This window comes from Allochromatium humboldtianum (genome assembly GCF_013385175.1).
Lineage (GTDB): Bacteria > Pseudomonadota > Gammaproteobacteria > Chromatiales > Chromatiaceae > Thermochromatium > Thermochromatium humboldtianum.
Genome location: NZ_JABZEO010000001.1, coordinates 117,451 through 142,004, shown reverse-complemented (window position 1 = coordinate 142,004; position 24,554 = coordinate 117,451). Strand labels below are relative to the sequence as shown.

Below are 24,554 nucleotides of genomic sequence, written 5' to 3'. Positions count from 1 at the left end.
GACTCGCCCGGCGTCGGCGACGACGCGGTTCGGCTGAATTTCGATTGAACGGGATGCGCGATCAGCCGACCGCGCCCTCCAGGCTGATGCTCAGCAGCTTCTGGGCCTCGACCGCGAACTCCATCGGCAGCTCGTTGAAGACTTCCTTGCAGAAGCCGTTGACGATCATCGACACCGCGTCTTCCTCGGTCAGACCGCGCGAGCGGCAGTAGAAGAGCTGATCGTCGCTGATCTTGGACGTGGTCGCCTCATGCTCCATCTTGGCCGAGGGATTCTTGACCTCGATATAGGGCACGGTGTTGGCGGCGCAACGGTCGCCGATCAGGAGCGAGTCGCACTGGGTGTGGTTGCGCGCTCCCTCGGCGCGCTGCCCGATGCGCACCAGGCCGCGATAGGTCTGGCTCCCCTCGCCCGCCGAGATGCCCTTGGAGACGATGGTGGAGCTGGTGTTCTTGCCGATATGGATCATCTTGGTGCCGGTGTCGGCCTGCTGACGGCCCTTGGTGACGGCGACCGAGTAGAACTCACCGATCGAGCCGTCGCCGCGCAGGATGCAGCTCGGATACTTCCAGGTGATGGCCGATCCGGTCTCGACCTGGGTCCAGGAGATCTTGGAGCGCGCGCCGCGACAGTCGCCGCGCTTGGTGACGAAGTTGTAGATGCCGCCGCGACCCTCGGCATCGCCCGGATACCAGTTCTGCACCGTCGAGTATTTGATCTCGGCGTCTTCCATCGCGATCAGCTCGACCACGGCGGCATGGAGCTGGTTCTCGTCGCGCTGGGGCGCGGTGCAGCCTTCCAGATAGCTGACATAGCTGCCGGCCTCGGCCACGATCAGAGTGCGCTCGAACTGGCCGGTGTTGCGGGCGTTGATGCGGAAGTAGGTCGAAAGCTCCATCGGGCAGCGCACGCCCTTGGGCACATAGACGAAGGTGCCGTCGCTGAACACGGCTGCATTGAGACAGGCGTAGAAGTTGTCGGTGTAGGGCACGACCGTGCCCAGATACGGCTTGACCAGCTCGGGATACTCGTGCAGCGCCTCGGAGATGGAGCAGAAGATGACCCCGGCCTCGGCGAGCGTGGCGCGGAAGGTGGTGGCGACCGAAACGCTGTCGAACACCGCGTCGACCGCGATGCCCGCCAATGCCTTCTGCTCCTCGATTGGGATGCCGAGCTTGTTGTAGGTTTCGAGCAGCGCCGGGTCGATCTCGTCGAGGCTCTTGGGCATGTCCTCGGGACGCTTGGGGGCCGAATAGTAGGAGATCGACTGGAAATCGATCTTGGGATAGTCGACCGCTGCCCACTCGGGTTCGCGCATGGTCAGCCAGTGCCGGTACGCCTTGAGACGCTGCTCGGTCATGAATTCGGGCTCACCCTTGCGCTTGGAGATGGCCCGCACGACCTCCTCGTCCAACCCCGGCGGCAGGGTATCGGACTCGATCTCGGTCGTGAAGCCGTGCTCGTATTCCGACTTGACGATGTCTTCGACGGCTGGGGCTCCGGTCATGGTCCTGGCTCCGCGTTCTTGAGTGATTTTCTTGGTTTTCGATATGCGACCGCTAGGACTGGAATCAACACCCCTGAACGGCTCGATGAGCGCTCGATTATATTCTGAGTCTTTCGCTTTGCCTAAGACTGGCGACGCGAACCTGTCACGCCGGCCTCGACCGGCAGCTTGATATAGAAGAGATCCAGCCCCTCCTGGCCGAGGTGATCGAGAAAGCGGTCGGCTTCGTCCTCGCTGACCACGAAGCCGACCTCGACCGGCAGGTCGCCCGAGAGTTCGAAGAAGCGTTCCTCGTGCAGTCGTCCGTGGCGGCCGAATCCGGCCAGGGCGCGGAAGGCCGAGCCGCCCTGGAGTCCGAACGACTTGGCCTCTTCCAGCAGCCATTCATAGATCAGCTTGTGATGATGGCGGCGGCTTTCGGCGACGTAGAATTTCAGGAAGCAGTTCGACATGGTTCGGGGTCTCCAGGGGGTCGAGATCGAAGTGATGGCGTCCGTGGCGTCGCTGTTCAAGCGCGCGCCAGCAGCAGATGCACGAGCCAGATCCCTAGGGCGGTCATGGTCAGGGAGCCGATCAGATGTGTTCCAATCGCGACCAGGCCCCAGAGGAGTTCGCCCTTGGACAGCAGGGTGACGACTTCGGCGGAGAAGGTCGAGAAGGTGGTCAGTCCGCCGAGAAAGCCGGTGATGACGAACAGGCGGATCTCGGGCGGAAGGCCGGGGTGACGTCCGGTCCAGGCGATGGCCAGGCCGATCAGCAGGCCGCCGAGCAGGTTGGCGGCGAGTGTGCCAAGTGGCAGGCTCGGGATGATGGCGTTGAGCCGCTGGCCGAGGAACCAGCGGAGCAGTGCGCCGAGACCGGCGCCGGTGAAGATGGCGAGGACAGCGTTCATGAGTATTCAGGCTCGACCGATGAGGATCGACCGCACCGGGGCTGGATGGCCCTCGATGGTGCGGCTCGGGTCTGTTGGGTCGAGATGGTCCGGCAGGGACTGGAAGCGCATCCAGTCGGTCGGGCGCTGTTCTTCGAGCGTGGTGCGACTGACGTCGACGACCTCGATGTCCTTGAAGCCGACGCGCCCCATCCAGACGGCGAGCGCTTCGACGCTGGGGATGAACCACACGTTGCGCATGCCGGCATAGCGGTCGGGCGGAACCAGCACCTGTTGCGCCTCGCCCTCCAGCACCAGGGTCTCCAACACGAGCTGGCCGCCCGGTCGCAGCAGGGCGCGCAGGTCGGCCAGATGATCGATCGGCGAACGGCGATGATAGAGCACGCCCATCGAGAAGGCCGTGTCGAAGCCGGTCAGTCCCGGCGGCAGATCTTCGATGCCGAGCGGCAGAACGGCCAGTTCGTCGCGCGCCAGATAGTGATTTACGGCGAGGAACTGGCACAGGAACACCTGGGTCGGGTCGATGCCCATGACCAGCCGTGCGCCCGCGCCCAGCATCCGCCAGGCGTGATAGCCGTTGCCGCAGCCGACGTCCAGCACCAGCCGTCCGTCCAGCGGGTCGATGGCGGCGGCGAGCCGGTCCCATTTCCAGTCCGAGCGCCATTCGGTGTCGATGTGCAGGTCATGCAGACGGAACGGCCCCTTGCGCCAGGGATGCAGTTCCATCAGGGTCGTGCGCAGACGGGAGGCGATCTCGGGCGGGAGCGGCTGATCCGAGTGGAGTCCCACGCTGGATTGGTCGAGCACGACACGGCTGGGCGGCAGCTCAGGCAGTGTGGCCAGTGCCGCTTCCCAGCGCGCCAGATCGCCATGCGCGCGCGCTCCAAGCCGTTCGCGCACGGCATCCGACAACGGCTCGGCCCAGGGCGCGAGCCTTGTCTGAGTCAGATGCTCCAGAAAGGGTCGGAAGGTCGTCAGATCCATGCCAGCCAGGCCACGAAGTTGAGGCTCTGGAACCAGCGCACCGAGCCGGCGAAACCGGCCTCGGCGAGCCGTCGCTCGTGCTCTTCGAGGCTTTCCGGGATCAACACCTGCTCCAGCGCGGTCCGCTTGCGCGCAATGGCCAGTTCGCTGTAACCGTTGGCGCGCTTGAAATCCTCGTGCAGCCGAATCAACCAGTCGCCTGCGCGCCCTTCGGGGCTGGCGAACTTCTCGGCCAGAATCAGTACGCCGCCCGGCATCAGTCCGGCGCGGATACGTTGCAGGAGCCCGAGCCGCGCCTCGATCGGGACGAACTGGAGCGTCAGATTGAGGACGACGAGGCTCGCCTCTTCGATGGCGATCGACTGGATGTCGGCGCACAGCGTCTCGACCCGCGTCACATCGGTCTCGGCAGCCAGACGCGCCTGCAAACCCTCGATCATCGCCGGTGCATTGTCGACCGCGACCACCGACACGTCAGGCCCGGTCTGGCGCAGGATCGAGCGCGTCACGGCGCCCAGTGAACAACCCAGGTCATAACAGCGCGCTCCAGGCCCGGCCACACGCCGCGCGATCAGCCCGCTCAGGCCAACCAGTTCGGCATAGCCGGGCACCGAGCGGCGCACCATGTCCGGAAAGACGCGCGCCACATCGGCATCGAATTCGAAGGGACGGACCGGGCCGACCGCGCGGTCGAACAGGTCATCGATCACAGTGTCATGCATCGCGACTCACGCCGCCCGTTTGTCTTCGATGAGTCCGGCATAGCGCAACAGCGTCTTGGGTTCGATATCCACACGGCCATCCAGAAACTCCAGACATCCCCACTCCGGATCGATGCGTGCGGTTTGCACCTCACCCAAGGCGACATGCTGACCGATCAAATCCTGTAGATCGACCTCCCGACAAGCGTCATTTTCGAAGGTGAGCACAAAACGGTAGGCTGCTTGGTGTTCAATGCGCTGAAGTTTCATCAAAGCTCACTCCAAGGGCTGAATGGGATGAAATTGCTGTGTCCTCCACATCTCGACCAGCTCTTCCTGATGCAGTTCGGCCCACTCCCGGACGAGTTGGCGGCACTTTTTCGGTAGACGACCGTCGATCAGATTCAGGTTTTCAAGCTCCATCACCGCCTGATGTTCACCGTATTTGATGTGAAAATGCGGCGGCGGATGTTCACGGTCGATCAAATACATCCTGATGACGATTCCATAGAAACGGCAGATTTCGGGCATCAGCGTGTCGAGTATCTTCGCGATCAATGAGAGGTCACGGTATGGCTGGTCGCCTAAAACACAGACGAAGCCCAGTCATTGTAAATATTCCGATCGCTTCTCGCGAACCGGCGTGTTCCACGCGCGGTAACAGAACATCGGTAGCCGTTGGGTTAGAATCCCAGCATCCACGCCGACGAGGACCGAGACCGCCATGAGCACGAGCCAAGCCCTGACTGAAGACGCGACCTACAGCGAGTCGACCGCCGAAGAGATCCCGCTCCCGCCGCCCGAAGTCGACCTCGACGACCCCAGCCTCTATCTGAGTCGCGAACTGACCTGGCTCGCCTTCAACCGCCGCGTTCTCCATGAAGCCGAGGATCCGCGCACCCCGTTGCTGGAGCGCGTCAAATTCCTCGCCATCGTCAGCAGCAATCTCGACGAGTTCTTCATGAAGCGCATCGGCGGTCTCAAGCAGCAGATCGCCGCTGGCATCCACACCGCCGGACTCGACGGACGCACTCCGGCCCAGCAGCTCAAGGAGTGTCAGGCCGCCGTGCGCGATTTCCAGTCCGCACTGCGCCGCATCCATGTCGAGCTCATGGCCGAACTCGACGCCTATGACATCCGCATCTGCCTGTACAAGGATCTCCCCGACGACGCCCGTGAGCGTCTGCGCGAACACTTCCGCGCCAACATCTTCCCCATGCTCACGCCGCTGGCGATGGACCCGGCGCACCCCTTCCCCTTCATCTCGAACCTCGCACTCAACCTGCTCGTCACCCTGCGCTACCCCGGCGGCACCGAGGTCTACATGGCCCGCCTCAAGGTGCCAGTGCACAAGGACGTCTCCAAGCGTCTGATCTCGGTCGACGGCACCCATACCTATGTCACGCTCGAAGACCTGATCGTCAACAATCTCGACATGCTGTTTCCGGGCATGGAGTTCGTCTCCTGCGCGCTCTTCCGCGTCACCCGCAACGCCATCGTCGAGCCGGACATGGAAGCGGCCAACGATCTGCTGGAGATGATCGAGAGCGAACTGCGCGAGCGCCATTTCGCGCCCATCGTGCGGCTGGAGGTCGATCCCGGCATGGAAGCCACGCATCGCGGCATGCTCGCCGCTGAGCTGGGCCTGAACGAAGCCGAGGACGTCATCGAGGTCGAGGGCATGTTCGCCCTGCGCGATCTGTTCGAGATCGCCGGCATCGAGATCCCGGATCTGCACGACAAGCCCCATCGTCCGGTCGACCATCCGCTGCTGGCCAAGGATCGGCGCAACATCTTCCACATCATCCGCGAGAGCGGACCGATCCTGCTCCAGCATCCCTATCAGCCGTTCAGCACCTCGGTCGAGCGTTTTCTGCGCACGGCGGCCGAGGATCCCAAGGTGCTGGCGATCAAGATGACGCTCTACCGCACCTCGGCCGGGGCCATCCTCGACTCGCTGATCCAGGCGGCGCGCAACGGCAAACAGGTCGCGGTGCTGGTCGAGCTCAAGGCGCGTTTCGACGAGGCGGCCAACATCCAGTGGGCGCGGCGGCTGGAGGCCGAGGGCATCCATGTCAACTATGGCGTCATGGGCCTCAAGACCCACAGCAAGCTGATCTTCGTCGTCCGGCGCGACTACTCGCAACTGCGCCGCTACTACCACATCGGCACCGGCAACTATCATCCCGGCACCGCCAAGCTCTATACGGATCTCGGGATGCTCGGCTGCGACGAGGACATCGGGCAGGATCTGACCGAGCTCTTCAACTATCTCACCGGCTACTCGCCGCCGCCGAGCTATCGCAAGATCCTGGCCGCGCCCTACAACCTCAAGCGCGCCATCCTCGACAAGATCAACCGCGAGATCGACCACCACAATCGTGACGGCAACGGCGTCATCCAGATGAAGATGAACGCGCTCGAAGACCCCGACATCACCCGCGCGCTCTACAAGGCGAGTCGCGCCGGGGTGCAGGTCGATCTGATCGTGCGCGACACCTGCCGCTTCCGACCCGGCATCCCGGGACTGAGCGAGCGCGCGCGCGTGGTCTCGATCGTCGGACGCTTTCTCGAACACGCGCGCATCATCTATTTCCGCAACGGCGGTGACGAGGAGTATTACATCGGCTCGGCGGACATGATGCGGCGCAATCTCGAAAGCCGGGTCGAGGTCCATGCTCCGGTCGAGAATCCCGAGCTGCGTCAGGAGCTGCGTCTGATCCTGGATGTGCAGTTCGCCGACAGCCGCTCGGCCTGGGACATGGACGCCAACGGTCATTACACCCAGCGCACGCCCGAGGACGACAGCAAGAAGGGCGCCCAGGAGACCCTGATCGGCGTGGCCGAGAAGCGTCTGGCCGCCGCCGCCAAGCACAAGGAGAAGAAGGTGCGCTCCAGGCTGCTGAGTCATTTCCAGTGGCGTCTGCGCGAGAAGGGACAGGCTTGAGACCGGATTCGACATGCGACCGCAAACCTTTCTGAAACAGTATCTGCGCGCGAAGCTCCGGGGCCATGGCCGAAGTCCGCTCACGCCGCGCTCGGCGCTCGCGATCGCCGTGATCGGGCTGGCGCTCTGGGCCGTCGACCGCTGGAGCGGCGACCTGATCCCGAGCGCCTGGAAGCTGCCCTTCAGCGGCAAGGACTGCCGCGTCGAGAAGATCAGCGACGGCGATACCATGAATCTGCGCTGCGGCGCCCAGTTGGTGAAGGTGCGGCTCTACTGCATCGACGCGCCCGAGATGGCGCAGAAACCCTGGGGCACGCGCTCGCGCGAGCATCTCCAGTCCATCACGACGCCGACGGTCAAGCTGGTCAAGATCGATCAGGACCAGTACGGCCGCACGGTCGGCGAGATCTACACCACGGACGCCGAGCCGCGTCTGCTCAACCTGGAAATGGTCGAAGCCGGTCAGGCGGCGGTCTATGAGCAGTATTGCGACAGTCCGCGTTACCCCAGCGCCGAACGCGAGGCGCGTGCCGCCAAGCGCGGTATCTGGAGTCGTCGCGGCGAGCATCAGCGGCCCTGGGACTACAGACGTCGCTCACGGGGGTAGGAACCCGTATTGAACTCGCTCCCGAAAGGCTCGACACTCCAGTGTGACGATCGGATGACGTCATGGGCGCGCTCGAGCGCGCCCATCGCCGGCCCAGAGCCAGGCCGACATCACTGAGACACACCATGCTCGGGAGGACAACAAAATGACAACCACGACCATGCGCGAGATCCTGAATCCAGGCGCGATCCCTGCCACCGACCCCGACTTTCCGCAAGCCCCGGTCGACTGGACGCGATCGGTCGCCGAGGAGGCGGCCCAGCACGACGGACTCGAACTCACCCCGGATCACTGGCGCACGCTCCAGGCCCTGCAGGACTATTTCGCCCGCCACGAACAACCCAATGTCCGCGCACTCCATGACGCGCTCGACGAGTCCTTCCACGCTCAGGGCGGCCTCAAGTATCTCTATGGTCTCTTTCCGGGCGGCCCGGTCGCCCAGGGCTGCCGCTTCGCCGGTCTGACCGCCCCCTCGGGCGCGGTCGACAAGTCGTTCGGCAGTGTCCAATAACCTCTGAAACCATCGCGAGCGCCGGCCGGATACTCTGCAATCCGGCGCTACGCGACCGAACCGACCGCGAGCCAACGGGATGCCACGCTCGACCCTCTTCCGGCAGCGTCTGCTGACCCTGTTCCTCATCGCCCTGCTGCTGCTGTTCTCGCCGCTCGCACTGCGGCCCGAGTCCTGGGAGGATTGGCTCGGTCTCCCGCCGCTGTTCCTCTATCTCTATGGCGTCTGGGCCGGCGTGATCGCGCTGGCGGCCTGGATCGCGATCCGCGGCCGCGATTGAGTCGGACCGCATGATCCCGGGCGCGCTCATCATCGCGGTCTCCTTCACCTATCTCGGACTGCTGTTCGCCATCGCCCACTGGGCCGACCGTCGGGCCGATCATGGCCGCTCGGTCATCGCCCGTCCGACCATCTATGCCCTGTCGCTCGCCGTCTACTGCACGGCCTGGACCTTCTACGGCAGCGTCGGCCGGGCGGCGGAGAACGGGATCGGTTTCCTGCCGATCTATCTGGGACCGACCCTGATCGCCCTGCTCTGGGGGTCGCTGCTGCTCAAGATGGTGCGCGTCGGTAAGGCCGAACGCATCACCTCGATCGCCGACTTCATCGCCTCGCGCTACGGCAAGAGTCAGCTCCTGGGCGGACTGGTGACGGTCATCGCCGTGGTCGGCGTCGTGCCCTATATCGCGCTCCAGCTCAAGGCGATCGCCTGGAGCTTCGAGATCCTGCGTCACTACCCGGAAGTGCGGATGCCCGAGCCGACCGCCCTGCCCCTCTGGCACGATTCGGCCTTCATCATCGCCCTGCTGCTGGCGGCCTTCACCATTCTCTTCGGCACCCGCCAGTTGGACGTCAGCGAGCGCCACGAAGGGCTGGTCGCAGCCATCGCCTTTGAGTCGATCGTCAAGCTGATCGCTTTCCTGGCGCTCGGACTCTTCGTCACCTGGGGCCTGCTCGGCCTGGATGGTCCCGAACTGACGGATGCGAGCCGCGATCCCCGGCTCACCGAACGGCTCGCGCCCTTGCTGGCACCCAGTCTCTCGCCGGTACAGGACTGGTTCGCCATCAGTTTTCTGGCGGCGCTGGCGGTGATGCTGCTGCCGCGCCAGTTCCAGGTCGCCGTGGTCGAGAACAGCGACGAGCGTCAAATCCGGCGCGCCATCTGGCTGTTTCCGCTCTATCTGTTCCTGATCAATCTGTTCGTGATCCCGATCGCGCTCGCCGGTCTCCTGACCTTTCCGGACGGCTCGGTCGACGCCGACACCTTCATGCTCACCCTGCCGATCGCCTTCGAGCGACCCTGGCTGGCGCTACTGGTCTTCATCGGCGGGCTGTCGGCGGCGACCGGCATGGTGATCGTCGAGACCATCGCACTCTCGACCATGGTCAGCAACGATCTGGTGCTGCCGGTGTTGATGCGGTTCTGGCGCCGCCGTCAGCCGCCCGCCGAGCTGGGACGCCTGCTGCTGGCCGTGCGGCGCGCGGCCATCGTGCTGGTGCTGATCCTGGGCTATCTCTATTACCGGCTCGCCGGTGAGGCCTATGCGCTCATCGGCATCGGACTCATCAGCTTCGTGGCCGTGGCGCAGTTCGCGCCGGCGGTCATCGGCGGACTCTACTGGCGCGGCGGCACCCGCGACGGCGCCCTGGCCGGACTGGTCGCCGGCTTCCTGGTCTGGGTCTATACCCTGCTGCTGCCCTCCTTCGCCAAGTCCGGCTGGCTGCCGCCGGCCTTCATGGAGTCCGGACCCGGCGGTCTGGACTGGCTGGCCCCGCTGGCGCTCTTCGGTCTCACGGGCTGGAACGAGATCACCCATGGGCTGTTCTGGAGCCTGACGGCCAATGTCGGCGCCTTTCTGCTGGTATCCTCCTGGCGCGCGCCGAACGCGATCGAGGCGGCACAGGCGCGTCTGTTCGTCGACGCGCTGCGCTATCCACGCCGCGCCAGTACGGCCCTGTGGCGCGGACGGGCCGACATCCGCGAGCTCATGACGCTGGCCGAGCGTTTCCTTGGGGTCGCGCGCACCCGCGACGCCTTCGTCCGGTACGCCCGGTCGCGCGACACGGATTCACCCGAAGCCCTGCCGGCTGACGCCGAGACGGTCGGCTTCGCCGAGACCCTGCTCTCGGGCGCGATCGGGAGCGCCTCGGCGCGACTGATGGTCGCCTCTGTCACTCAGGAAGAGCCGCTGGGACTCGACGAGGTGCTCGACATCCTCGACGAGGCCTCGCAGATCCGCGCCTACAGCCATCAGCTCGAACAGAAATCGCGCGCACTGGAGGCGGCGACCGCCGAACTGCGCGCGGCCAACGAGCGGCTCCAGGAACTCGACCGGCTCAAGGACGACTTCATGTCCTCGGTCACGCACGAACTGCGCACCCCCCTGGCCTCCATCCGCGCCTTCTCCGAGATCCTCCACGACGACCCCAGGATCGACCTCGCCCAGCGCCGACGCTTCCTCGGCATCCTGGTCAGCGAGACCGAGCGCCTGTCGCGACTGGTCAATCAGGTGCTGGATCTGGCCAAGATCGAATCCGGACACGCCGACTGGCGCAACGAGTGCTTGAGCCTCCAGGAGGTCATCGATCAGGCCGTGGCCGTGACCGGCCAACTGGTCAAGGAGCGCGAGATCCAGGTCAGGCTCGATCTGCCGTCGGAGCCGGCGCTGGTCTGGGCCGACCGCGACCGCCTGGTGCAGGTGCTGGAGAACCTGATCGCCAATGCCGTCAAGTTCGCCCCGCCCCAGACCGGGTGCCTGGAAATCGGACTGGTGCGGCTCGGAACGGCCTGGCGCGTGACTGTCGCCGACAATGGCCCCGGCATCCCGGAAGAGGCGCTGGAACTCATCTTCGAGAAGTTCCGTCAGAGTCTGGTCGGTGACGCCAAACCGTCCGGAACCGGGCTGGGACTGCCGATCAGCCGTCAGATCGTCGAACATCTCGGCGGGCGCATCTGGGCCGAAAACCGGCCCGAAAAAGGTGCTAACCTCTGCTTCGAGCTTCCCGCTCACACCCCAGACACCCAGGATTAAGGGATAGACCATGAGCAAGCGCATCCTGATCGTCGACGACGAGCCCAATATCGTCATCTCACTGGAATTCCTGATGATGCGCGAGGGCCACACCGTTCATGTCGCCCGCGATGGTGAGGCAGGTCTGGTCGCCGTCCGCAACCACCGGCCGGATCTGGTGGTGCTGGATGTGATGATGCCCAAGCTCGACGGCTTCGCGGTGCTGGCGTCGATCCGCGCCGATCCCGATCTCGCCCGTACCCGCGTACTCATGCTGACGGCCAAGGGGCGTGAGGCCGAGCGCGAGAAGGGATTGACCCTGGGCGCCGATGCCTACATGCCCAAGCCCTTCTCGACCCGCGAGCTGGTCGACAGGGTCAAGGAACTGCTCGCCGCGACGGATGATTGAGCGCCGGTTTACACCAGGACGAGGGGATCGGACATGCCTGAGATCGAGATCGAAACCACATCCAGTGACAACGGCGCCGAGCAGGCGCCGCTGCGTTCCCTGTCGCGTCGCGAACCGCTGGTGGTCCCGCCCGAGACCCGGCTACGCGAGGTGCTCTACAGATTCAGTCAGGACGAGGAGGACGCGGCGGTCATCGCCGACGCCGCCAGCGAACTGCCGCTCGGACTGGTGACGCTGCGCGACATCCTGCACGTCGTCAGCTTCGAGAATGCCGAACTCGACGATCCGGTCGCCAATCACATGATCGGCGCGCCCTTGGCGCTTGCCGCCGATGCCCCCACGCACCGCGCCAAGGTCATGATGGCCAAGCGCGGCGCGCGCCATCTGATCCTGACCGAACCGGATGGGCGCCTGTTCGGTCTGGTGACTCAGGCCGATCTGCTGGGACTCAAGGCCGGCGGGGCCGAATCCCTGATCGCCGCTATCGGCGGGGCGCGCGACCTGTACGCCATGACGCTGGCGGTCGATCGTGTCAGACGCCGTGGAGCCGAGCTGTTTCGCGCCGGCATGGGGGTGGAGTCGCTCTGTCAGTGGATGTCCGGACTCAACGACCTCATCGCCATGCGCATCATCGAGCTCATCGAGGACGAGTTCGATCTGCCGGCCGTGCCCTGGTGCTGGATCGTCTTCGGCTCCGAGGGCCGACTGGAGCAGACCTTCGTCACCGATCAGGACAATGGACTGCTGTTCGTCCCGCCCGACGCCGAGAGCGCACCCGCACTGCGCGAGCGTTTCCTGCCCTTCGCGCAGGCCGTCAACGAGGCCCTGCACCATTGCGGCTTCGAGCGCTGCCGGGGCGGGATCATGGCCGGCAATCCCGACTGCTGTCTGAGCGCCGACGAATGGCGCCGACGCTTCAGCGACTGGTTGCAGGTTCCCGACCCCGAGGCGGTGCTGCACGGCGCCATCTTCTTCGACTTCCGCCCGCTCTACGGCAACAGCGAGCCGGTCGACCAGCTGCGTGCCTGGCTCATCCGCACGGCGCCCGAGCAGACGCGCTTCTTCCATGCGCTCGCCGCTCAGAGTCTGGAGGTCAGTCCGCCGCTGGGCTGGGCCGGTCAGTTCAGCTTCGACCGCCATCACGACTATCCGCACACCCTCGACCTCAAGCTCCAGGGGGCGCGTTTCTTCATGGACGCCGCCCGGCTCTGGGCCTTGAAGGAGGGTGTGTGGGCGACCAATACCGTTGAGCGTCTGCGCGCCGTCGGGCGTCTGCGTCAGCGCCGGCCCGAAGACATCGCCGCCGAGATCGAGTCCTTCCATCTGATCCAGCGCTTCCGCATTGAGCAGCAACTCCAGACTCAGGATCCGGACGCGGTCAACCGGGTCGACCCGGACGATCTCAACGAGTTGCATCGGCTGATGCTCAAGGAAGCCTTCAAACAGGCGCGCAAGATCCAGGGGCGGTTGCGTCAGGAGTTCGGCCTCTAGACCATCGCCGCCAGGGCCTGATTTCGTTCTTCTCTCTATCTTGGAGCACAACCCATGAGGATTCGACGCACCCTGAGGCTACTGCTCGCCGCGAGCCTCTGTCTGGCCGGCCCCATCCAGGCCGACGAAGTGAGTGATCAGATCGAGGCTGCCCGCAAGGCCTACGAGTCCGGCGAGCTGAGAAACGCCATCGAGACGCTCAACTTCGCCGTGGCCAAGATCCAGGAGCAGATGACCGCCAATCTGGTCAAGCTCCTGCCCGAGCCGCTCCCCGGCTGGACGGCGGATGAACCCGAGTCGCAGGCCGGCGGCATGGCGGCCATGATCACAGGCACCACCCTGAGCCGAATCTATCGGCGTGAGGACGGCGCCGAGATCACGCTCAGCCTGATGGCCGACTCGCCGCTGATGCCCATGCTGACCATGGCCATGTCCATGCCCTTCGTGATGCAGAACAACCAGGACATGAAGACCTATTCGTTCAAGGGCTATCGCGGAATGCTGGAGCACGCCGCCGACAGCGCCGACTATGAGATCACGCTCATGGTCGGCAACCGGCTGGTGATCCAGGGCAAGGGCAGCCGGCTGGCCGACAGCAAGCCGATCGAGGCCTATTTCGAGAAGCTGGATCTGGAGGCCATCCAAACGGCGCTCACACACTGAAGAATGAGGGATCGAGCCACGGTGCGGCTTGCCCGCTACCGTGGCTTGGCTCAGGAAGGCGGCCGCCTCAGTGCGGCAGGCTCAAACCTGTCGAGACGCCCAATCCTTCCAGCATCCCAATCCCGACCAGCGCCCCGAACCGCTTGGCGATGGATTCGAGCAGATCGCGCTTCTTGGTGTATTCGACGATCTTCTCGGCCTTGATCAGTTCGCGCGCCACCTGGCTGGAACTGCCCAGGCCATCGGCCAGCCCGAGTTCGACCGCCTCCTGACCGCTCCAGAACAGCCCGCTGAAGAGCTCGTCCCCGCCCTTGAGCTTGTCGCCCCGGCCCTGCTTCACCTCATCGATGAACTGGCCATGCAGCCGGTCGAGCACGGTTTGGATGAAATCGCGCTGTGACGGATCGAGCGGCGAGAAGGGATCGAGGATGCCCTTGTTCGCCCCGGCCGTCAGCAGACGGCGCTCGATGCCCAGTTCCTCCATCGCCTCCTGGAAACCGAAGCTGTCGATACGCACCCCGATGGAGCCGACCAGACTGGCCTTGTCGACATAGATGGCATCGGCGCCGACGGCGATGTAATAGCCGCCCGAGGCGCAGAGATCCACGGCCACGGCATAGACTGGCATGTCCTTGCCGTCGTGGTCCTTCTTGTATTTCTCCTTGAGACGCTTGATCTCGTCGTTGATGTAGCCGGCCTGGACCGGGCTGCCGCCGGGACTGTTGATGCGCAGGATGATGCCCTTGACGTGCTTGGCCTCGAAGGCGGCGCGCAACGCGGTGATGACGCGATCGGCACTCGCATCCGAGTCTGGGGCGATGACGCCCTTGACCTCGATCAGTGCCGTATGATCCTCGCCGACCTTGACCGCGTCGGACAAGCCCGTGCTGTTGGCCGCGATCAGCACGCCGATCAGATAGACCAGGATCAGCAGCTTGAACACGGTCGCCCAGCGCCGGCGTTTGCGCTGGTCATCCAGATACTCGGCGGCGAGCCGGTTGATCAGGGCGCGCTCCCAGTCCGGCTGACCGGGCGCGGGCATCGGCTCACGGCGTTTCTTCCAAAATTTCCAGTTCATGGCGGTCCTCGGACAGAGTGGATACGGCTGAAATCAATCGGCCTGCCTGGCGCTCAACCAGTCGCGGATCGCCCACAGCGAATCGAGACAGGCCAGCGGCTCGCAGGCCAGCAGCCGCCCCGGCTCATGGACACCGTAACAGACCGCCAGCGAGCGTACCCCGGCATTGTTGGCCATCTGCAGGTCGTATTCGGTGTCGCCGATCATGAGCGTCTCATCGGCGCGCGCGCCCAGCTCGTCCATGAGTTCCAGCAGCATCTGCGGATGCGGCTTGGAGAAGGTCTCATCAGCCGTGCGCGTGGCATGGAAGACGCCGTGCAATCCGGTCTCGTCGAGCGCCTTGCTCAGACCCGCGCGACTCTTGCCGGTGGCCACCGCCAGCCGATAACCCTGCCCGGTCATCCAGTCGAGCGTCTCGCGCGCGCCGGGAAAGAGTTCCGAGGGACTCTGGTCGCCGCCCAGGAAGTGACGACGGTATTGCAAGACCACTTCGGCACGGAGCCCCGCATCCCCCGTGGGCAGCAGACGCTCCATCGCCTCGTCCAGACCGAGCCCGATGACGTCGCGCGCGACTTCGCGCACCGGCTCCGGCAGTCCCAGATCGCGGAAGGCCGCCTGGATGCAGGTGACGATCCGCGCCTCGGAATCCATCAGGGTTCCATCCCAGTCGAAAACGATCAGTTCGAAATTCACGCTTCAATTCTCCAGGGCGTTCAGCACCTGTTGCAGTTCGTCCGGCAGGGGGCACTCCAGACGCAGTGGACGGGCCATGTATTCGAGTTTGAAACTCAGCGCCGCCGCATGCAGAAACAGCCGTTTCAGACCATAGCCCTTGAGCCGCTGGTTGGCCGCCTCGTCGCCGTATTTGTCGTCACCGGCCAGCGGCGCGCCGAGATGGGCGGCATGGACGCGGATTTGATGGGTGCGGCCGGTGATGAGTTCCGCCTCGACCAGGGTCAGCGCCTGACCGTCGATCGCAAAGCGCTTCAGACGCCGAAAGCGGGTGCGCGCCTCCTTGCCCTCGCGCGCATCGACCCGCACCAGACGCTCGCCGCTGCTCAGCACGTTCTTCTTGAGCGGCGCATCGACCAGCAGTTCAGCGCGCGGCAGCTCGCCCAGGATCAGAGCCAGATAGCGCTTGTCCATGCCGCCTTCGCGGATCAGGGCGTGCAGTTCGCGCAGCGCGCTACGCCGCTTGCAGACGACCAGACAGCCGGAGGTGTCGCGATCGAGCCGGTGCACCAGCTCCAGCTCGCGTCCGGGACGCAACTGGCGCAGCGACTCGATCAGGCCATAGCTCAGACCACTGCCGCCATGCACCGCCAGTCCCGAGGGCTTGTCGATCACCAGCAGCCGTTCGTCTTCATGGATGATCGCGCCTTCCAGCCGCGCCAACTGCACCTCGGGTGCGCGGGCGGGCGGCGCCGACTCGCCGAGCCGGATCGGCGGGATGCGCACCACATCCCCGGCGCTCAGCCGATACTCGGCCTTGATCCGGCCCTTGTTGACGCGCACCTCGCCGCGCCGCAGCAGCCGGTAGAGATGACTGCGCGGCACGCCCTTGAGGACGCGCAACAGGAAATTGTCGATACGCTGACCATCGCTCTGATCATCGATGTGGAGATATTGTGGCGCTTTCGACGCATCCCCACCTTGAGGGGACGAGAGCGATCGATCGGCGGTCCTTGAGTTCGTGACGGAGGCTGAAGCTTTCAATTTGGATCTGAACCTGAGCGTTTGGCTCAATTGCTGCTAAGTGGGGTTCACTGATACCATTGACGCCTTGCGCTGGCCAAGTGAAATGCGGAATTTTTCCGGAGCGGCAAGTGCATCCAGGGGTTCGCACCCAACGCCCATCCAAGAGGCGCCAGTCCGACCCACGGACCCAAGACCGGCATCCGACACCTGACCAGGCCACTTCGAGGGGCCGCGCCGTGCGTCCAGCCCGCTCGCGACGTCGAGCGAGGCCGAATTCTACACCCAGCGCCGTCCCCGAGTAGCCCGACGAGGCCGCCAGCGCCGCCGGTGCTACATCCGCCGCTCCGAAGCGGGCTGTCTATCGATCCTAGACCGCCCGAACAGACGCGGGAGCCTCAAGTGGCCCCGTATAACGATGGTTCATATGCGCGTGCCCGTTCCAGCCCGACCCAAGGTCGTCGACTGAACGGACTGTGCCGACGCCGTGCTCGCACCACTCGAGCGTCGAACGGCGACGCGCCGATCCGCCCGCTCGGGTCTCCGATCGAGACCCCAGGGGCGCGGCGCTCAACCACGGGACACGCGCCGTGGTGTGCAGGACAGGAACAACATGAAACGAATGCTCATCAACGCGACTCAGCCGGAAGAGTTGCGCGTAGCGACTGTCGACGGGCAGTTGCTCTATAACCTCGATATCGAATCACCGGGACGCGAACAGAAGAAAGCCAATATCTACAAGGGCGTCATCACCCGCGTCGAGCCGAGTCTGGAGGCCGCCTTCGTCGACTATGGCGCCGAGCGTCACGGCTTCCTGCCGCTCAAGGAGATCGCGCGGTCCTATTTCGAGCCCGACAGCGTCAAACCCGGCTCGCGTGTCAGCATCAAGGAGTCGGTTCGGGAAGGCCGCGAGGTCGTGGTCCAGATCGACAAGGAGGAACGCGGCAACAAGGGCGCGGCGCTGACCACCTTCATCTCGCTGGCCGGACGCTATCTGGTGCTGATGCCCAACAACCCGCGCGCCGGCGGCGTGTCGCGGCGCATCGAGGGTCAGGACCGCACCGAACTGCGCGATGCCATGAGCCAGCTCCAGATCCCCGAGGACATGGGGATGATCGTGCGCACCGCCGGCGTCGGTAAGAACGTCGAGGAGCTGCAATGGGATCTGGACTATCTGCTCCAGCTCTGGCAGGCGATCGTCAGTTCGGGTGAGAGCCGCAAGGCGCCGTTCCTGATCTATCAGGAGAGCGACGTCATCATCCGCTCGATCCGCGACTATCTGCGCGTCGACATCGGCGAGATCGTCATCGACGACCGCACGGTCTATGAGCGCGCCGAGAACTTCATCCGTCAGGTGATGCCGCAGAATCTCAAGAAACTGCGGCTCTATCAGGACGAGGTGCCGCTGTTCACGCGCTACCAGATCGAGACCCAGATCGAGTCGGCCTTCCAGCGCGAGGTGCGGTTGCCCTCGGGCGGCTCGATCGTCATCGATCACACCGAGGCTCTGACCTCGATCGACATCAACTCGGCGCGCGCCACCAAGGGCGCCGACATCGAGGAGACGGCGCTCAACACCAACCTGGAGGCCGCCGATGAGATCGCGCGCCAGTTGCGTCTGCGCGACCTCGGCGGGCTGTTCGTCATCGACTTCATCGACATGGGGCCGCCGAAGAACCAGCGCGCGGTCGAGGACCGGCTGCGCGAGGCGCTCAAGCAGGATCGGGCGCGGGTGCAGGTGGCGCGCATCTCGCGCTTCGGATTGCTGGAGATGTCGCGCCAGCGTCTGCGTCCCTCGCTCGGCGAGTCGAGCCAGCAGATCTGCCCGCGCTGCAAGGGCCAGGGCACCATTCGCGGCGTCGAATCGCTCGCGCTCTCAATCCTGCGCATCCTCGAAGAGGAAGCGATGAAGGAGAGCACTCAGCGTCTCCAGGCTCAGCTTCCGGTGAGTGTGGCGACCTTCCTGCTCAACGAGAAGCGTCGCGCCATCCTCGACATCGAGCAGCGCCAGGAGGTCGAGATCCTGCTGCTCCCGAACGAGCACATCCAGACGCCCGAGTACAAGATCGAGCGTATCCGCGCTCAGGACATCGCCGGCAAGGCGCCCGAGGAAGTGCCGAGCTATACGATGAAGAGCGTCCCCGAGCCGAGCGCCGCCGCGCCGCATTATGCCAAGCTCGGTCAGCCGGTTCGGATCGAGGAGCCGGCAGTCAAGCTCATCGCCCCGAGCACGCCCGCACCGCGTCAGACCGAGCGTCCGCGTCCGACCCCGCCGACCACGGTCAGCCGCAAGGAGACCGAGCGCGCCGAGTCCGAGAGCCTGCTCAAGCGCATCTGGACCGGGCTCTTCGTTTCGCGCTCGAACGAAACGGGCAACACTCAGCCGCAGGCCGCCGACAAGCGTACCGAGGCCGGTGGGCGTTCCGGTTCGTCGGCCGGGTCCGAGCAGGCGGCTACGTCCAGGTCGCAGGAGCGTTCTGCGAGCGGTACCGGCGCCTCGGGTTCCGGCGATGAGTCGGGACGTTCGCGTCAGGCGCGCGACGAGCGGCGGCGCGGTCAGCCACAGCCGACGAGCGATCGACGCCGTCCGCAAGAGGACGCGGGCGACGAGACCGGCGGTGACGAGAGCAGTCGCGAGGATCGACGCCGCAACAGTACGCGCGGACGCGGACGGCGCGGCTCGAATCCGAACGGCACTGGAACGCGAGCGGATGAATCGCGGGATTCACGCGGCTCCAATGCCAATGCTCAAGCGCGCCCGGCGCGTCAGGAGCGGGCGGTTGAGACGAATGCCGTGGCGCGCGAGTCGGCCGAGACGGCCGGCGATCAGGCCGCGATAGCCAAGCGGCGCGAAGCACGCACCGACGAGCGCCCGGCACGGTCCGCGCCGCCCGAGTCGAACGGCGCGCGTGAGCGCCGGCCTGCCGACACGACCGAGAGCGAGGCTGAGGACATTCAGTTCGACGGCGAGACCGATCGCGAGATGAACGCCTCCGGCACCGAGCGCTCACGTTCGTCGCGTCGACGTCGCGGCGGGCGCAACCGGCGCCGTCCCGCGACTCAGCGCCTGGACGAGAACGGGCGGGAGATCGACAACGGTAACGATGCCGCCGCCGAACGCTCGCCCAACCATGAGGTGACGGAACCGCGTGCCGAGCGTCAGGACGATGCGCGCGAGAGATCCGTCCGTCGACCCGACTCCGAGCGGGCGAGCAATACTGAGTCCAGGTCAATGGAAGCGGCATCGCCGGTGGCGACGGCTTCAGCTTCAACGGCGACCGCGACGACTGAGGCCGCACCGATGGCGTCGCCTGGAGTCTCGCCTGAACCGGCGCCGGCCCCAAAGCCTTCGGAGCCGTCCTCGCCGCCGCCGGTCGTCGTCGCGTCCGAGCCGGTTGCCGCTCCGGCACCGGCGCCAGCCGAGTCAGCCCCGGTCGCGCCGGCGCCGGTCCAGACGTCGGCTGAGCGTCCGTTGCTTTCGCCGCCGGCGCCTGTGACCACGATCGCTCCCCCGACATCAACCGAACCCAGTCCTGTGACCGCAACGGCTCCAGCGGCTTCAGCCGAGCCAACGCCGGCGCCCATGGCGAAACCGGCTCCCGTAACCGAAGCGACCACGCCTACGGCACCCGGCGAACCGCCGCCGCGCACCGCCGATACGGCCTCCGAGGTCGCACCTGAGCGCCGCGCCGAACCGGATCGGACAGGCCAGGACGCCTGAGGCCATTCCACGCCTCCCCAAGCCGAAGCCGCCATCCAATCGTTTCAGCCGACCCGGACACAGATCCGGTCGGCCAAACGGTTGGATGGCGTTCGATACCGCCCAGACTCAGAAATAGCGGCTCTTGATGTCCAGCAGCAGACCGCGCGCGGCGGACTCGACCATGTCGAACACCTGCTCGAAGCCGCGCTGACCGCCATAGTAGGGGTCAGGCACCTCGCGAATGCCCAGCTCGGGCGCGAACTCCATGAACAGTCTCAGTCTGTCTTCCAGGCCCTTGGGACAGATCTGCGACAGATTTTCGTAATTGTCCCGATCCATCGCCAGCACATAGTGGAAGCGGATGAAGTCGTCCGGTTCGGCTAGGCGTGCGCGCAGATCGCCGATGTCGATGCCGCGCATCCGCGCCGTGTCGCGCGCGCGTCGATCCGGCGGCTCGCCGATGTGATAGGCATGGGTGCCGGCCGAGTCGATCTCGATGCGGTGTGACAGGCCCTCGTCGATGACCAGCCGACGGAACACGCCGTGCGCGGTCGGTGATCGACAGATATTCCCCATGCATACGAACAGGATCCGGACCGGGTTGCTTTCAGTGTTCATCTGTCTTGTGCGAGAAATCCCGTCCTTCAGGGCGGGCAGGGACAGCCTAGTACGCGAAGTGTGGTTAGGCCACCCGTCTCGCCTCCTCCGTTAAGGTCATGGGTTGATGAAGCGTGGTCAATAGCCGGATTCCAGTAGATGGGTCGCGAAGGAATGGCGCAGACAATGACAGTTCACCTTCTTTGTGATTCCCGCTCGTTGCGCTGCCGCTTTCACCGCCTTTTATAATCCGTTCTCATGGACATGATGGCGGCGTGTCTGGCCGCTGCGTGGGTCGACCGAGAGCCGACCGCTCGGAAACACGTACTGCCAAATCCAATCCTTCGGGGCCTTCGGCCATTTGCGTGCCAGGGCCTCCGGCAGAAACACCGCGCTATCGTTGGGTGATTCGCCTCAAGCGTCCGCGCCGAAGCCCGCCAGAACTCCAATCCACCTCCGACGCCACCGGGACCTTCGCGGTCTCAAGCAGATTCTGTATAGCCTCGACGATCTGCACAAACTGCCAGTCATCGATTTCGTCTAATCGACCCATGTGCTCCAGATAACCGTCCACGTCCTCGCGGGTGTGTTGCTTTAGACGCTTATCCGGGAAGGCCGCGAGATAGGCTTCCGCGCGGCGGACATGCCACCGAAGCGCGTTTTCCTTGACGCCAGACTGACGGGCTCTGGCGATGAACTGGTCCCAAAAACGCTCCTTAGCAGCATTTTCGGTTGCTTGATGTTCCGGCATATGCTATGAGTCAGATTCACAGACAAAGCGTGTGGATTCGGTATAGCGTCGCTTGAACGAATCGGCGGCGTCTGGCGACGCTAGGCAGAATCCATGCTAACGGTGCTAGGCGGAATCTGTCTAGCACGCCGGACCAACATTCCGTCTAATTAACTGTTATATTTAAAACCACGTCTGCCAGGAGTGGACTTTGCAAAAATTAATGGTAAGAAATTTTGGCCCGATCAGTGAATGTGAAATTCAAATCGAGAATTTCTTAGTACTGATTGGCCCTCAATCCTCTGGGAAAAGCACCATTAGCAAGTTAGTGTTTTTCTTTTTGAGTATTCGAGAAAGCGCAATCGAGTTTATCCTTGACGAGTTAGATAGTTCGCGATCTAAGCTGGAATTCGCCAATTTCACAAAGCTCGTTCGTCGTCGTTTTATAGAATTCTGGGGACCGATTCCAAGCGCGAAGGATCTTTATATTAAGTTTGAGTATGGCCAAAATACGTGGGCCGAGATAGGTCTTGACAGCGAGCGCCACAAATATATCACACCTAGATTTAGCCAAAATATAATTTCTCTTATTAAGGACCATTTCGGTACTTTTAGGGAATTAGGAATCGAAGGTGGGAGCGCGCCGGGTTTGTTCGCTACACCAAACGTAATAGACAAGGAGCGAACACGAGCACAAATTATTGGCATATTGAAAGATCAACTCGGCAGACTGTTGTCTTTTAATAAAGAAATATTTTTTATTCCAGCGGGGCGGAGTTTGCTATCTACAATCTCTGATCAACTGCAGTACATCCATCCGCACCAACTTGATTACCCGATGCGTCAGTTTATCGAGCGAATTAATGCGACAAAAACATTTTTTAATAAGAGCCTAGAAGAAATCATTAAGGAAAGGCACGTTCTTGAAGCATCCGTAACTCATAGAGGCGCTTTAAGAAAGGCTGAGGCGATCATAAAAAAAATACTTAAAGCAGAATACAGACACGACAAAGAAGGCGGAAAACTGTATGTAGGCGCAGGAAAGTTTACAAAAATCAATTTTGCATCTTCTGGGCAGCAGGAGTCGGTATGGATACTATTGTCGTTGTTTCTTGTGCTTCTAGAAAAGGTAGAAGCACTGATTTTCATAGAGGAGCCAGAGGCTCATCTATTCCCCGTCGCACAGAAGGAGATGGTGGCATTAATTTGTTATGTCGCAAATTCCAGCAGATGTCAATTTATTCTAACCACGCATTCCCCATATATATTGTCCGCAGTTAACAATCATATATACGCAGGGCAAGTCGGCAAAAGAAATCGCAGAGCGGTTTCCGAAATTATCGCGGATGACGAATGGCTAAACCCAAATTCAACAGATGGGTACTTTGTTAGCGATGGTGGGGTGGCAGAGTTGTTCGATAAAGAGCTGTCGATGTATAAGACTGAATTAGTTGATATTGCATCCGATATGGTTAACGTTGAATACGAGCGTTTATTTGCGGTCGAGAACAAAACCAACAAGGAGGTTTGATAATGTTGTCTTCTTGTGCAGTTGTCTTAAGCGATGACAGACGAAAAGTGCCGCAGTTTAGTGAAAATGGGATGATATACAAGGCATTGAATGATGGCAAAAAGCGTGTAATCAGATATCAAATAGATAGTAACGCCATGTCATCTGATACGAAACGTTGCGATAATGCTTTAGAGGTAGTCGAAAACGATTTCGTCTTTTTTGTTGAATTGAAGGGCGAAGATATTAAGAAAGCCGCCAGTCAGATACATTCCACGATAAACCATTTTGCCACTGATCTTTGCGGTAAAATACTATTTGGCCGAATTGTCTGTTCAAGAGTGCCTCGACCGGATATACAATCGACGCAACTGGTCGCTTTGAAGAAGAAGTTGGCTGCAAGTGGCGGCAATCTGCTGAAAGGAAGCAGAAAGATTGAAGAGAAAATATAACAAGGCCGTAAACTCGGACGCAATTTTCGTTCGCTGCGCTCACTACAACTGCGCCGGTTACGGCTGGCGTTAGGATGAAGCATGAGTCCTGAATTTGTAGCCATCTTAGAAGAAGGAGAACAGCTGGGATCCTGGTTTATCTTGCTGCCTATCTGCTTAGGATTGCTGGCCTTAATTGTTTCTGCAGTAAAATCTCGGAAGGGCATCGCGTTTCTGTATATTACCTTTCTAGCAATAGCTTCTGTTGCAATACCTACGCTTATGTTTGGTTTTTGGTGGGTAGAGTTAAACGACCTGGCCACAAGTTCCGAAGAGAAAGAATGGATATTCAATCATGATGGTGGCGGATTATTAGTTTCGCCTTTTTTTTCGACCATGCTGGCTGCTGTATTTTGGATAGCCGCAGTATTGGTTTTATCAATTCGGGTTGTGATCGCACTTATTAGGGAAAAAGGTCTGGTTGAAACTATTTCCCAGGCACTAAATCAACCCGCAATCAAACGCCTAACGAATGCCTCCAGTCCGACCGCTCGCTACGCTCGCGGCGGCTGAAGCTGGCGTTAGCCATCATAAGGAAAGGATTATGAGAAAACTTCTGAAATGCAGTACAAAAGCAGGAAACTTTTATATATGCCAATCGCATGACGGAAGATTTCATCCTTATTACAACGGCGAAAGCTTGGGTAGCTATATCAATATTCATCAAGCAGTTGATGATCTAACTCAAAATGCCACATTTTCAGTTCTTCATCATTCAGCAGGCAATTTGCTTGATACATCAATGCTTGGAATACCAGAAGATCCTATGGAATGGGATAAGCTGTCATGAATCATTTTTACATCACTAACTGAAATATTGATTCTAATGATTTTCCCATTCTCCATATTGAATCCAATGCCCACCCTTTCATCCTCAATAGGAGAGGTGTTTCTTAATGAAGTAACTTCATAAACATCTGGAATTCTGTTCATGTTAAATCCTCAAAAAAAATGTCTAACAATGTAAATTGAGAGGGACGCTTCGCTGTCGCTCAGCGCCCCTCATTTACGGCGTTAGCACCTAAGG

Annotated in this window: 25 protein-coding genes and 1 pseudogene; 12 read left to right on the top strand and 14 right to left on the bottom strand. The window is 62.2% G+C overall.

Translation table 11 applies throughout. The annotated features are described in order from the left end of the window. Positions 1–61: 61 nt before the first annotated feature. The 7 genes from sufB to HW932_RS00640 form a co-directional block, all read right to left on the bottom strand. Positions 62–1,507, bottom strand: a complete 1,446-nt coding sequence (sufB, locus tag HW932_RS00670; RefSeq protein WP_176974576.1) for a Fe-S cluster assembly protein SufB — start codon at positions 1,505–1,507, stop codon at positions 62–64. Between the two features lie 122 nt (positions 1,508–1,629). Further along, positions 1,630–1,959, bottom strand: coding sequence for a DUF190 domain-containing protein (locus HW932_RS00665; RefSeq protein ID WP_176974575.1), 330 nt, complete (start codon positions 1,957–1,959; stop codon positions 1,630–1,632). 56 nt (positions 1,960–2,015) lie between these two features. After that, positions 2,016–2,399 (bottom strand): fluoride efflux transporter CrcB, encoded by a 384-nt coding sequence (gene crcB, locus HW932_RS00660; RefSeq protein ID WP_176974574.1) that lies wholly within the window; start codon positions 2,397–2,399, stop codon positions 2,016–2,018. Positions 2,400–2,405: 6 nt separating this feature from the next. Continuing rightward, positions 2,406–3,383, bottom strand: coding sequence for a tRNA 5-methoxyuridine(34)/uridine 5-oxyacetic acid(34) synthase CmoB (gene cmoB / locus HW932_RS00655; RefSeq protein WP_176974573.1), 978 nt, complete (start codon positions 3,381–3,383; stop codon positions 2,406–2,408). Beyond that, positions 3,374–4,105, bottom strand: a complete 732-nt coding sequence (gene cmoA, locus HW932_RS00650; RefSeq protein WP_176974572.1) for a carboxy-S-adenosyl-L-methionine synthase CmoA — start codon at positions 4,103–4,105, stop codon at positions 3,374–3,376. The genes cmoB and cmoA overlap by 10 nt, the downstream gene beginning before the upstream one ends. A gap of 6 nt (positions 4,106–4,111) precedes the next feature. Further along, positions 4,112–4,354 carry a DUF2442 domain-containing protein gene (locus tag HW932_RS00645; protein WP_176974571.1) on the bottom strand — a complete coding sequence of 81 codons (243 nt, stop codon included), beginning with the start codon at positions 4,352–4,354 and terminating at the stop codon, positions 4,112–4,114. A gap of 6 nt (positions 4,355–4,360) precedes the next feature. After that, positions 4,361–4,615, bottom strand: coding sequence for a DUF4160 domain-containing protein (locus tag HW932_RS00640; protein ID WP_176974570.1), 255 nt, complete (start codon positions 4,613–4,615; stop codon positions 4,361–4,363). 193 nt (positions 4,616–4,808) lie between these two features. Between HW932_RS00640 and ppk1 the strand changes: the two genes are divergently transcribed. From ppk1 to HW932_RS00600, 8 genes are all read left to right on the top strand, one after another. Next, complete coding sequence (gene ppk1 / locus HW932_RS00635) at positions 4,809–7,031, top strand: polyphosphate kinase 1 (protein WP_176974569.1); 2,223 nt, start codon at positions 4,809–4,811, stop codon at positions 7,029–7,031. A gap of 13 nt (positions 7,032–7,044) precedes the next feature. After that, a complete protein-coding gene (locus HW932_RS00630; RefSeq protein ID WP_176974568.1) occupies positions 7,045–7,638 on the top strand; it encodes a thermonuclease family protein in 594 nt (197 codons plus the stop codon). A 145-nt stretch (positions 7,639–7,783) separates the two neighbouring features. Further along, positions 7,784–8,149, top strand: a complete 366-nt coding sequence (locus tag HW932_RS00625) for a TusE/DsrC/DsvC family sulfur relay protein (protein WP_246296590.1) — start codon at positions 7,784–7,786, stop codon at positions 8,147–8,149. Positions 8,150–8,228: 79 nt separating this feature from the next. Further along, positions 8,229–8,429 carry a hypothetical protein gene (locus HW932_RS00620; RefSeq protein ID WP_176974567.1) on the top strand — a complete coding sequence of 67 codons (201 nt, stop codon included), beginning with the start codon at positions 8,229–8,231 and terminating at the stop codon, positions 8,427–8,429. Between the two features lie 10 nt (positions 8,430–8,439). Beyond that, positions 8,440–11,181 carry a sensor histidine kinase gene (locus tag HW932_RS00615; protein ID WP_176974566.1) on the top strand — a complete coding sequence of 914 codons (2,742 nt, stop codon included), beginning with the start codon at positions 8,440–8,442 and terminating at the stop codon, positions 11,179–11,181. A 10-nt stretch (positions 11,182–11,191) separates the two neighbouring features. Then, positions 11,192–11,569 (top strand): response regulator transcription factor, encoded by a 378-nt coding sequence (locus HW932_RS00610; protein ID WP_176974565.1) that lies wholly within the window; start codon positions 11,192–11,194, stop codon positions 11,567–11,569. A 33-nt stretch (positions 11,570–11,602) separates the two neighbouring features. Continuing rightward, complete coding sequence (locus HW932_RS00605; RefSeq protein ID WP_176974564.1) at positions 11,603–13,060, top strand: DUF294 nucleotidyltransferase-like domain-containing protein; 1,458 nt, start codon at positions 11,603–11,605, stop codon at positions 13,058–13,060. 54 nt (positions 13,061–13,114) lie between these two features. Continuing rightward, complete coding sequence (locus HW932_RS00600; protein WP_176974563.1) at positions 13,115–13,723, top strand: hypothetical protein; 609 nt, start codon at positions 13,115–13,117, stop codon at positions 13,721–13,723. A gap of 67 nt (positions 13,724–13,790) precedes the next feature. On the opposite strand, the gene HW932_RS00595 is transcribed toward HW932_RS00600, so the two are convergent. Genes HW932_RS00595 through HW932_RS00585 form a run of 3 tightly spaced genes read right to left on the bottom strand, consistent with a single transcriptional unit; the run spans position 13,791 to position 16,376 of the window. After that, entirely contained in the window at positions 13,791–14,801 is a 1,011-nt protein-coding gene (locus tag HW932_RS00595; protein WP_176974562.1) for a S49 family peptidase, read from the bottom strand. A gap of 33 nt (positions 14,802–14,834) precedes the next feature. After that, the gene (locus HW932_RS00590) at positions 14,835–15,494 is read right to left on the bottom strand and encodes an HAD-IIIA family hydrolase (RefSeq protein WP_176974561.1); all 660 of its coding nucleotides are present in this window, start codon (positions 15,492–15,494) and stop codon (positions 14,835–14,837) included. Positions 15,495–15,497: 3 nt separating this feature from the next. After that, positions 15,498–16,376: an RluA family pseudouridine synthase gene (locus tag HW932_RS00585; protein ID WP_425485080.1), complete on the bottom strand. Its 879-nt coding sequence runs from the start codon at positions 16,374–16,376 to the stop codon at positions 15,498–15,500. 733 nt (positions 16,377–17,109) lie between these two features. Between HW932_RS00585 and rne the strand changes: the two genes are divergently transcribed. Beyond that, the gene (rne, locus tag HW932_RS00580) at positions 17,110–20,217 is read left to right on the top strand and encodes a ribonuclease E (RefSeq protein WP_176974559.1); all 3,108 of its coding nucleotides are present in this window, start codon (positions 17,110–17,112) and stop codon (positions 20,215–20,217) included. Positions 20,218–20,325: 108 nt separating this feature from the next. Here rne and HW932_RS00575 read toward each other — a convergent pair whose 3' ends face one another. The 3 genes and pseudogenes from HW932_RS00575 to HW932_RS21710 all read right to left on the bottom strand — a co-directional run bounded on the left by HW932_RS00575 (position 20,326) and on the right by HW932_RS21710 (position 21,547). Next, on the bottom strand, positions 20,326–20,817 hold the full coding sequence (locus tag HW932_RS00575; RefSeq protein WP_176974558.1) for a low molecular weight protein-tyrosine-phosphatase: 492 nt from the start codon (positions 20,815–20,817) through the stop codon (positions 20,326–20,328). A gap of 120 nt (positions 20,818–20,937) precedes the next feature. Further along, a pseudogene (locus HW932_RS22145) lies at positions 20,938–21,180 on the bottom strand (tyrosine-type recombinase/integrase); the annotation flags it as partial. Between the two features lie 10 nt (positions 21,181–21,190). Continuing rightward, positions 21,191–21,547, bottom strand: coding sequence for a hypothetical protein (locus tag HW932_RS21710; RefSeq protein ID WP_246296588.1), 357 nt, complete (start codon positions 21,545–21,547; stop codon positions 21,191–21,193). Between the two features lie 190 nt (positions 21,548–21,737). Here HW932_RS21710 and HW932_RS00565 point away from each other — a divergent pair, with 190 nt between their 5' ends. The 3 genes from HW932_RS00565 (at position 21,738) to HW932_RS00555 (ending at position 24,040) form a co-directional block, all read left to right on the top strand. Further along, entirely contained in the window at positions 21,738–23,057 is a 1,320-nt protein-coding gene (locus tag HW932_RS00565) for an AAA family ATPase (protein WP_176974557.1), read from the top strand. 2 nt (positions 23,058–23,059) lie between these two features. After that, positions 23,060–23,488: a hypothetical protein gene (locus tag HW932_RS00560; protein WP_176974556.1), complete on the top strand. Its 429-nt coding sequence runs from the start codon at positions 23,060–23,062 to the stop codon at positions 23,486–23,488. An 81-nt stretch (positions 23,489–23,569) separates the two neighbouring features. After that, positions 23,570–24,040 (top strand): hypothetical protein, encoded by a 471-nt coding sequence (locus HW932_RS00555; RefSeq protein WP_176974555.1) that lies wholly within the window; start codon positions 23,570–23,572, stop codon positions 24,038–24,040. A 198-nt stretch (positions 24,041–24,238) separates the two neighbouring features. Here the strand turns inward: HW932_RS00555 and HW932_RS00550 are convergent, their stop codons facing one another. Beyond that, on the bottom strand, positions 24,239–24,460 hold the full coding sequence (locus tag HW932_RS00550) for a hypothetical protein (protein WP_176974554.1): 222 nt from the start codon (positions 24,458–24,460) through the stop codon (positions 24,239–24,241). Positions 24,461–24,554: the final 94 nt, after the last annotated feature.

Excerpts from the sequence above, each read along its gene's own strand:
- sufB (WP_176974576.1), bottom strand. The coding sequence starts at position 1,507 with ATGACCGGAGCCCCAGCCGTCGAAGACATCGTCAAGTCGGAATACGAG.
- HW932_RS00665 (WP_176974575.1), bottom strand. The coding sequence starts at position 1,959 with ATGTCGAACTGCTTCCTGAAATTCTACGTCGCCGAAAGCCGCCGCCAT.
- crcB (WP_176974574.1), bottom strand. The coding sequence starts at position 2,399 with ATGAACGCTGTCCTCGCCATCTTCACCGGCGCCGGTCTCGGCGCACTG.
- cmoB (WP_176974573.1), bottom strand. The coding sequence starts at position 3,383 with ATGGATCTGACGACCTTCCGACCCTTTCTGGAGCATCTGACTCAGACA.
- cmoA (WP_176974572.1), bottom strand. The coding sequence starts at position 4,105 with ATGCATGACACTGTGATCGATGACCTGTTCGACCGCGCGGTCGGCCCG.
- HW932_RS00645 (WP_176974571.1), bottom strand. The coding sequence starts at position 4,354 with ATGAAACTTCAGCGCATTGAACACCAAGCAGCCTACCGTTTTGTGCTC.
- HW932_RS00640 (WP_176974570.1), bottom strand. The coding sequence starts at position 4,615 with ATGCCCGAAATCTGCCGTTTCTATGGAATCGTCATCAGGATGTATTTG.
- ppk1 (WP_176974569.1), top strand. The coding sequence starts at position 4,809 with ATGAGCACGAGCCAAGCCCTGACTGAAGACGCGACCTACAGCGAGTCG.
- HW932_RS00630 (WP_176974568.1), top strand. The coding sequence starts at position 7,045 with ATGCGACCGCAAACCTTTCTGAAACAGTATCTGCGCGCGAAGCTCCGG.
- HW932_RS00625 (WP_246296590.1), top strand. The coding sequence starts at position 7,784 with ATGACAACCACGACCATGCGCGAGATCCTGAATCCAGGCGCGATCCCT.
- HW932_RS00620 (WP_176974567.1), top strand. The coding sequence starts at position 8,229 with ATGCCACGCTCGACCCTCTTCCGGCAGCGTCTGCTGACCCTGTTCCTC.
- HW932_RS00615 (WP_176974566.1), top strand. The coding sequence starts at position 8,440 with ATGATCCCGGGCGCGCTCATCATCGCGGTCTCCTTCACCTATCTCGGA.
- HW932_RS00610 (WP_176974565.1), top strand. The coding sequence starts at position 11,192 with ATGAGCAAGCGCATCCTGATCGTCGACGACGAGCCCAATATCGTCATC.
- HW932_RS00605 (WP_176974564.1), top strand. The coding sequence starts at position 11,603 with ATGCCTGAGATCGAGATCGAAACCACATCCAGTGACAACGGCGCCGAG.
- HW932_RS00600 (WP_176974563.1), top strand. The coding sequence starts at position 13,115 with ATGAGGATTCGACGCACCCTGAGGCTACTGCTCGCCGCGAGCCTCTGT.
- HW932_RS00595 (WP_176974562.1), bottom strand. The coding sequence starts at position 14,801 with ATGAACTGGAAATTTTGGAAGAAACGCCGTGAGCCGATGCCCGCGCCC.
- rne (WP_176974559.1), top strand. The coding sequence starts at position 17,110 with ATGAAACGAATGCTCATCAACGCGACTCAGCCGGAAGAGTTGCGCGTA.
- HW932_RS00575 (WP_176974558.1), bottom strand. The coding sequence starts at position 20,817 with ATGAACACTGAAAGCAACCCGGTCCGGATCCTGTTCGTATGCATGGGG.
- HW932_RS21710 (WP_246296588.1), bottom strand. The coding sequence starts at position 21,547 with ATGCCGGAACATCAAGCAACCGAAAATGCTGCTAAGGAGCGTTTTTGG.
- HW932_RS00560 (WP_176974556.1), top strand. The coding sequence starts at position 23,060 with ATGTTGTCTTCTTGTGCAGTTGTCTTAAGCGATGACAGACGAAAAGTG.
- HW932_RS00555 (WP_176974555.1), top strand. The coding sequence starts at position 23,570 with ATGAGTCCTGAATTTGTAGCCATCTTAGAAGAAGGAGAACAGCTGGGA.
- HW932_RS00550 (WP_176974554.1), bottom strand. The coding sequence starts at position 24,460 with ATGAACAGAATTCCAGATGTTTATGAAGTTACTTCATTAAGAAACACC.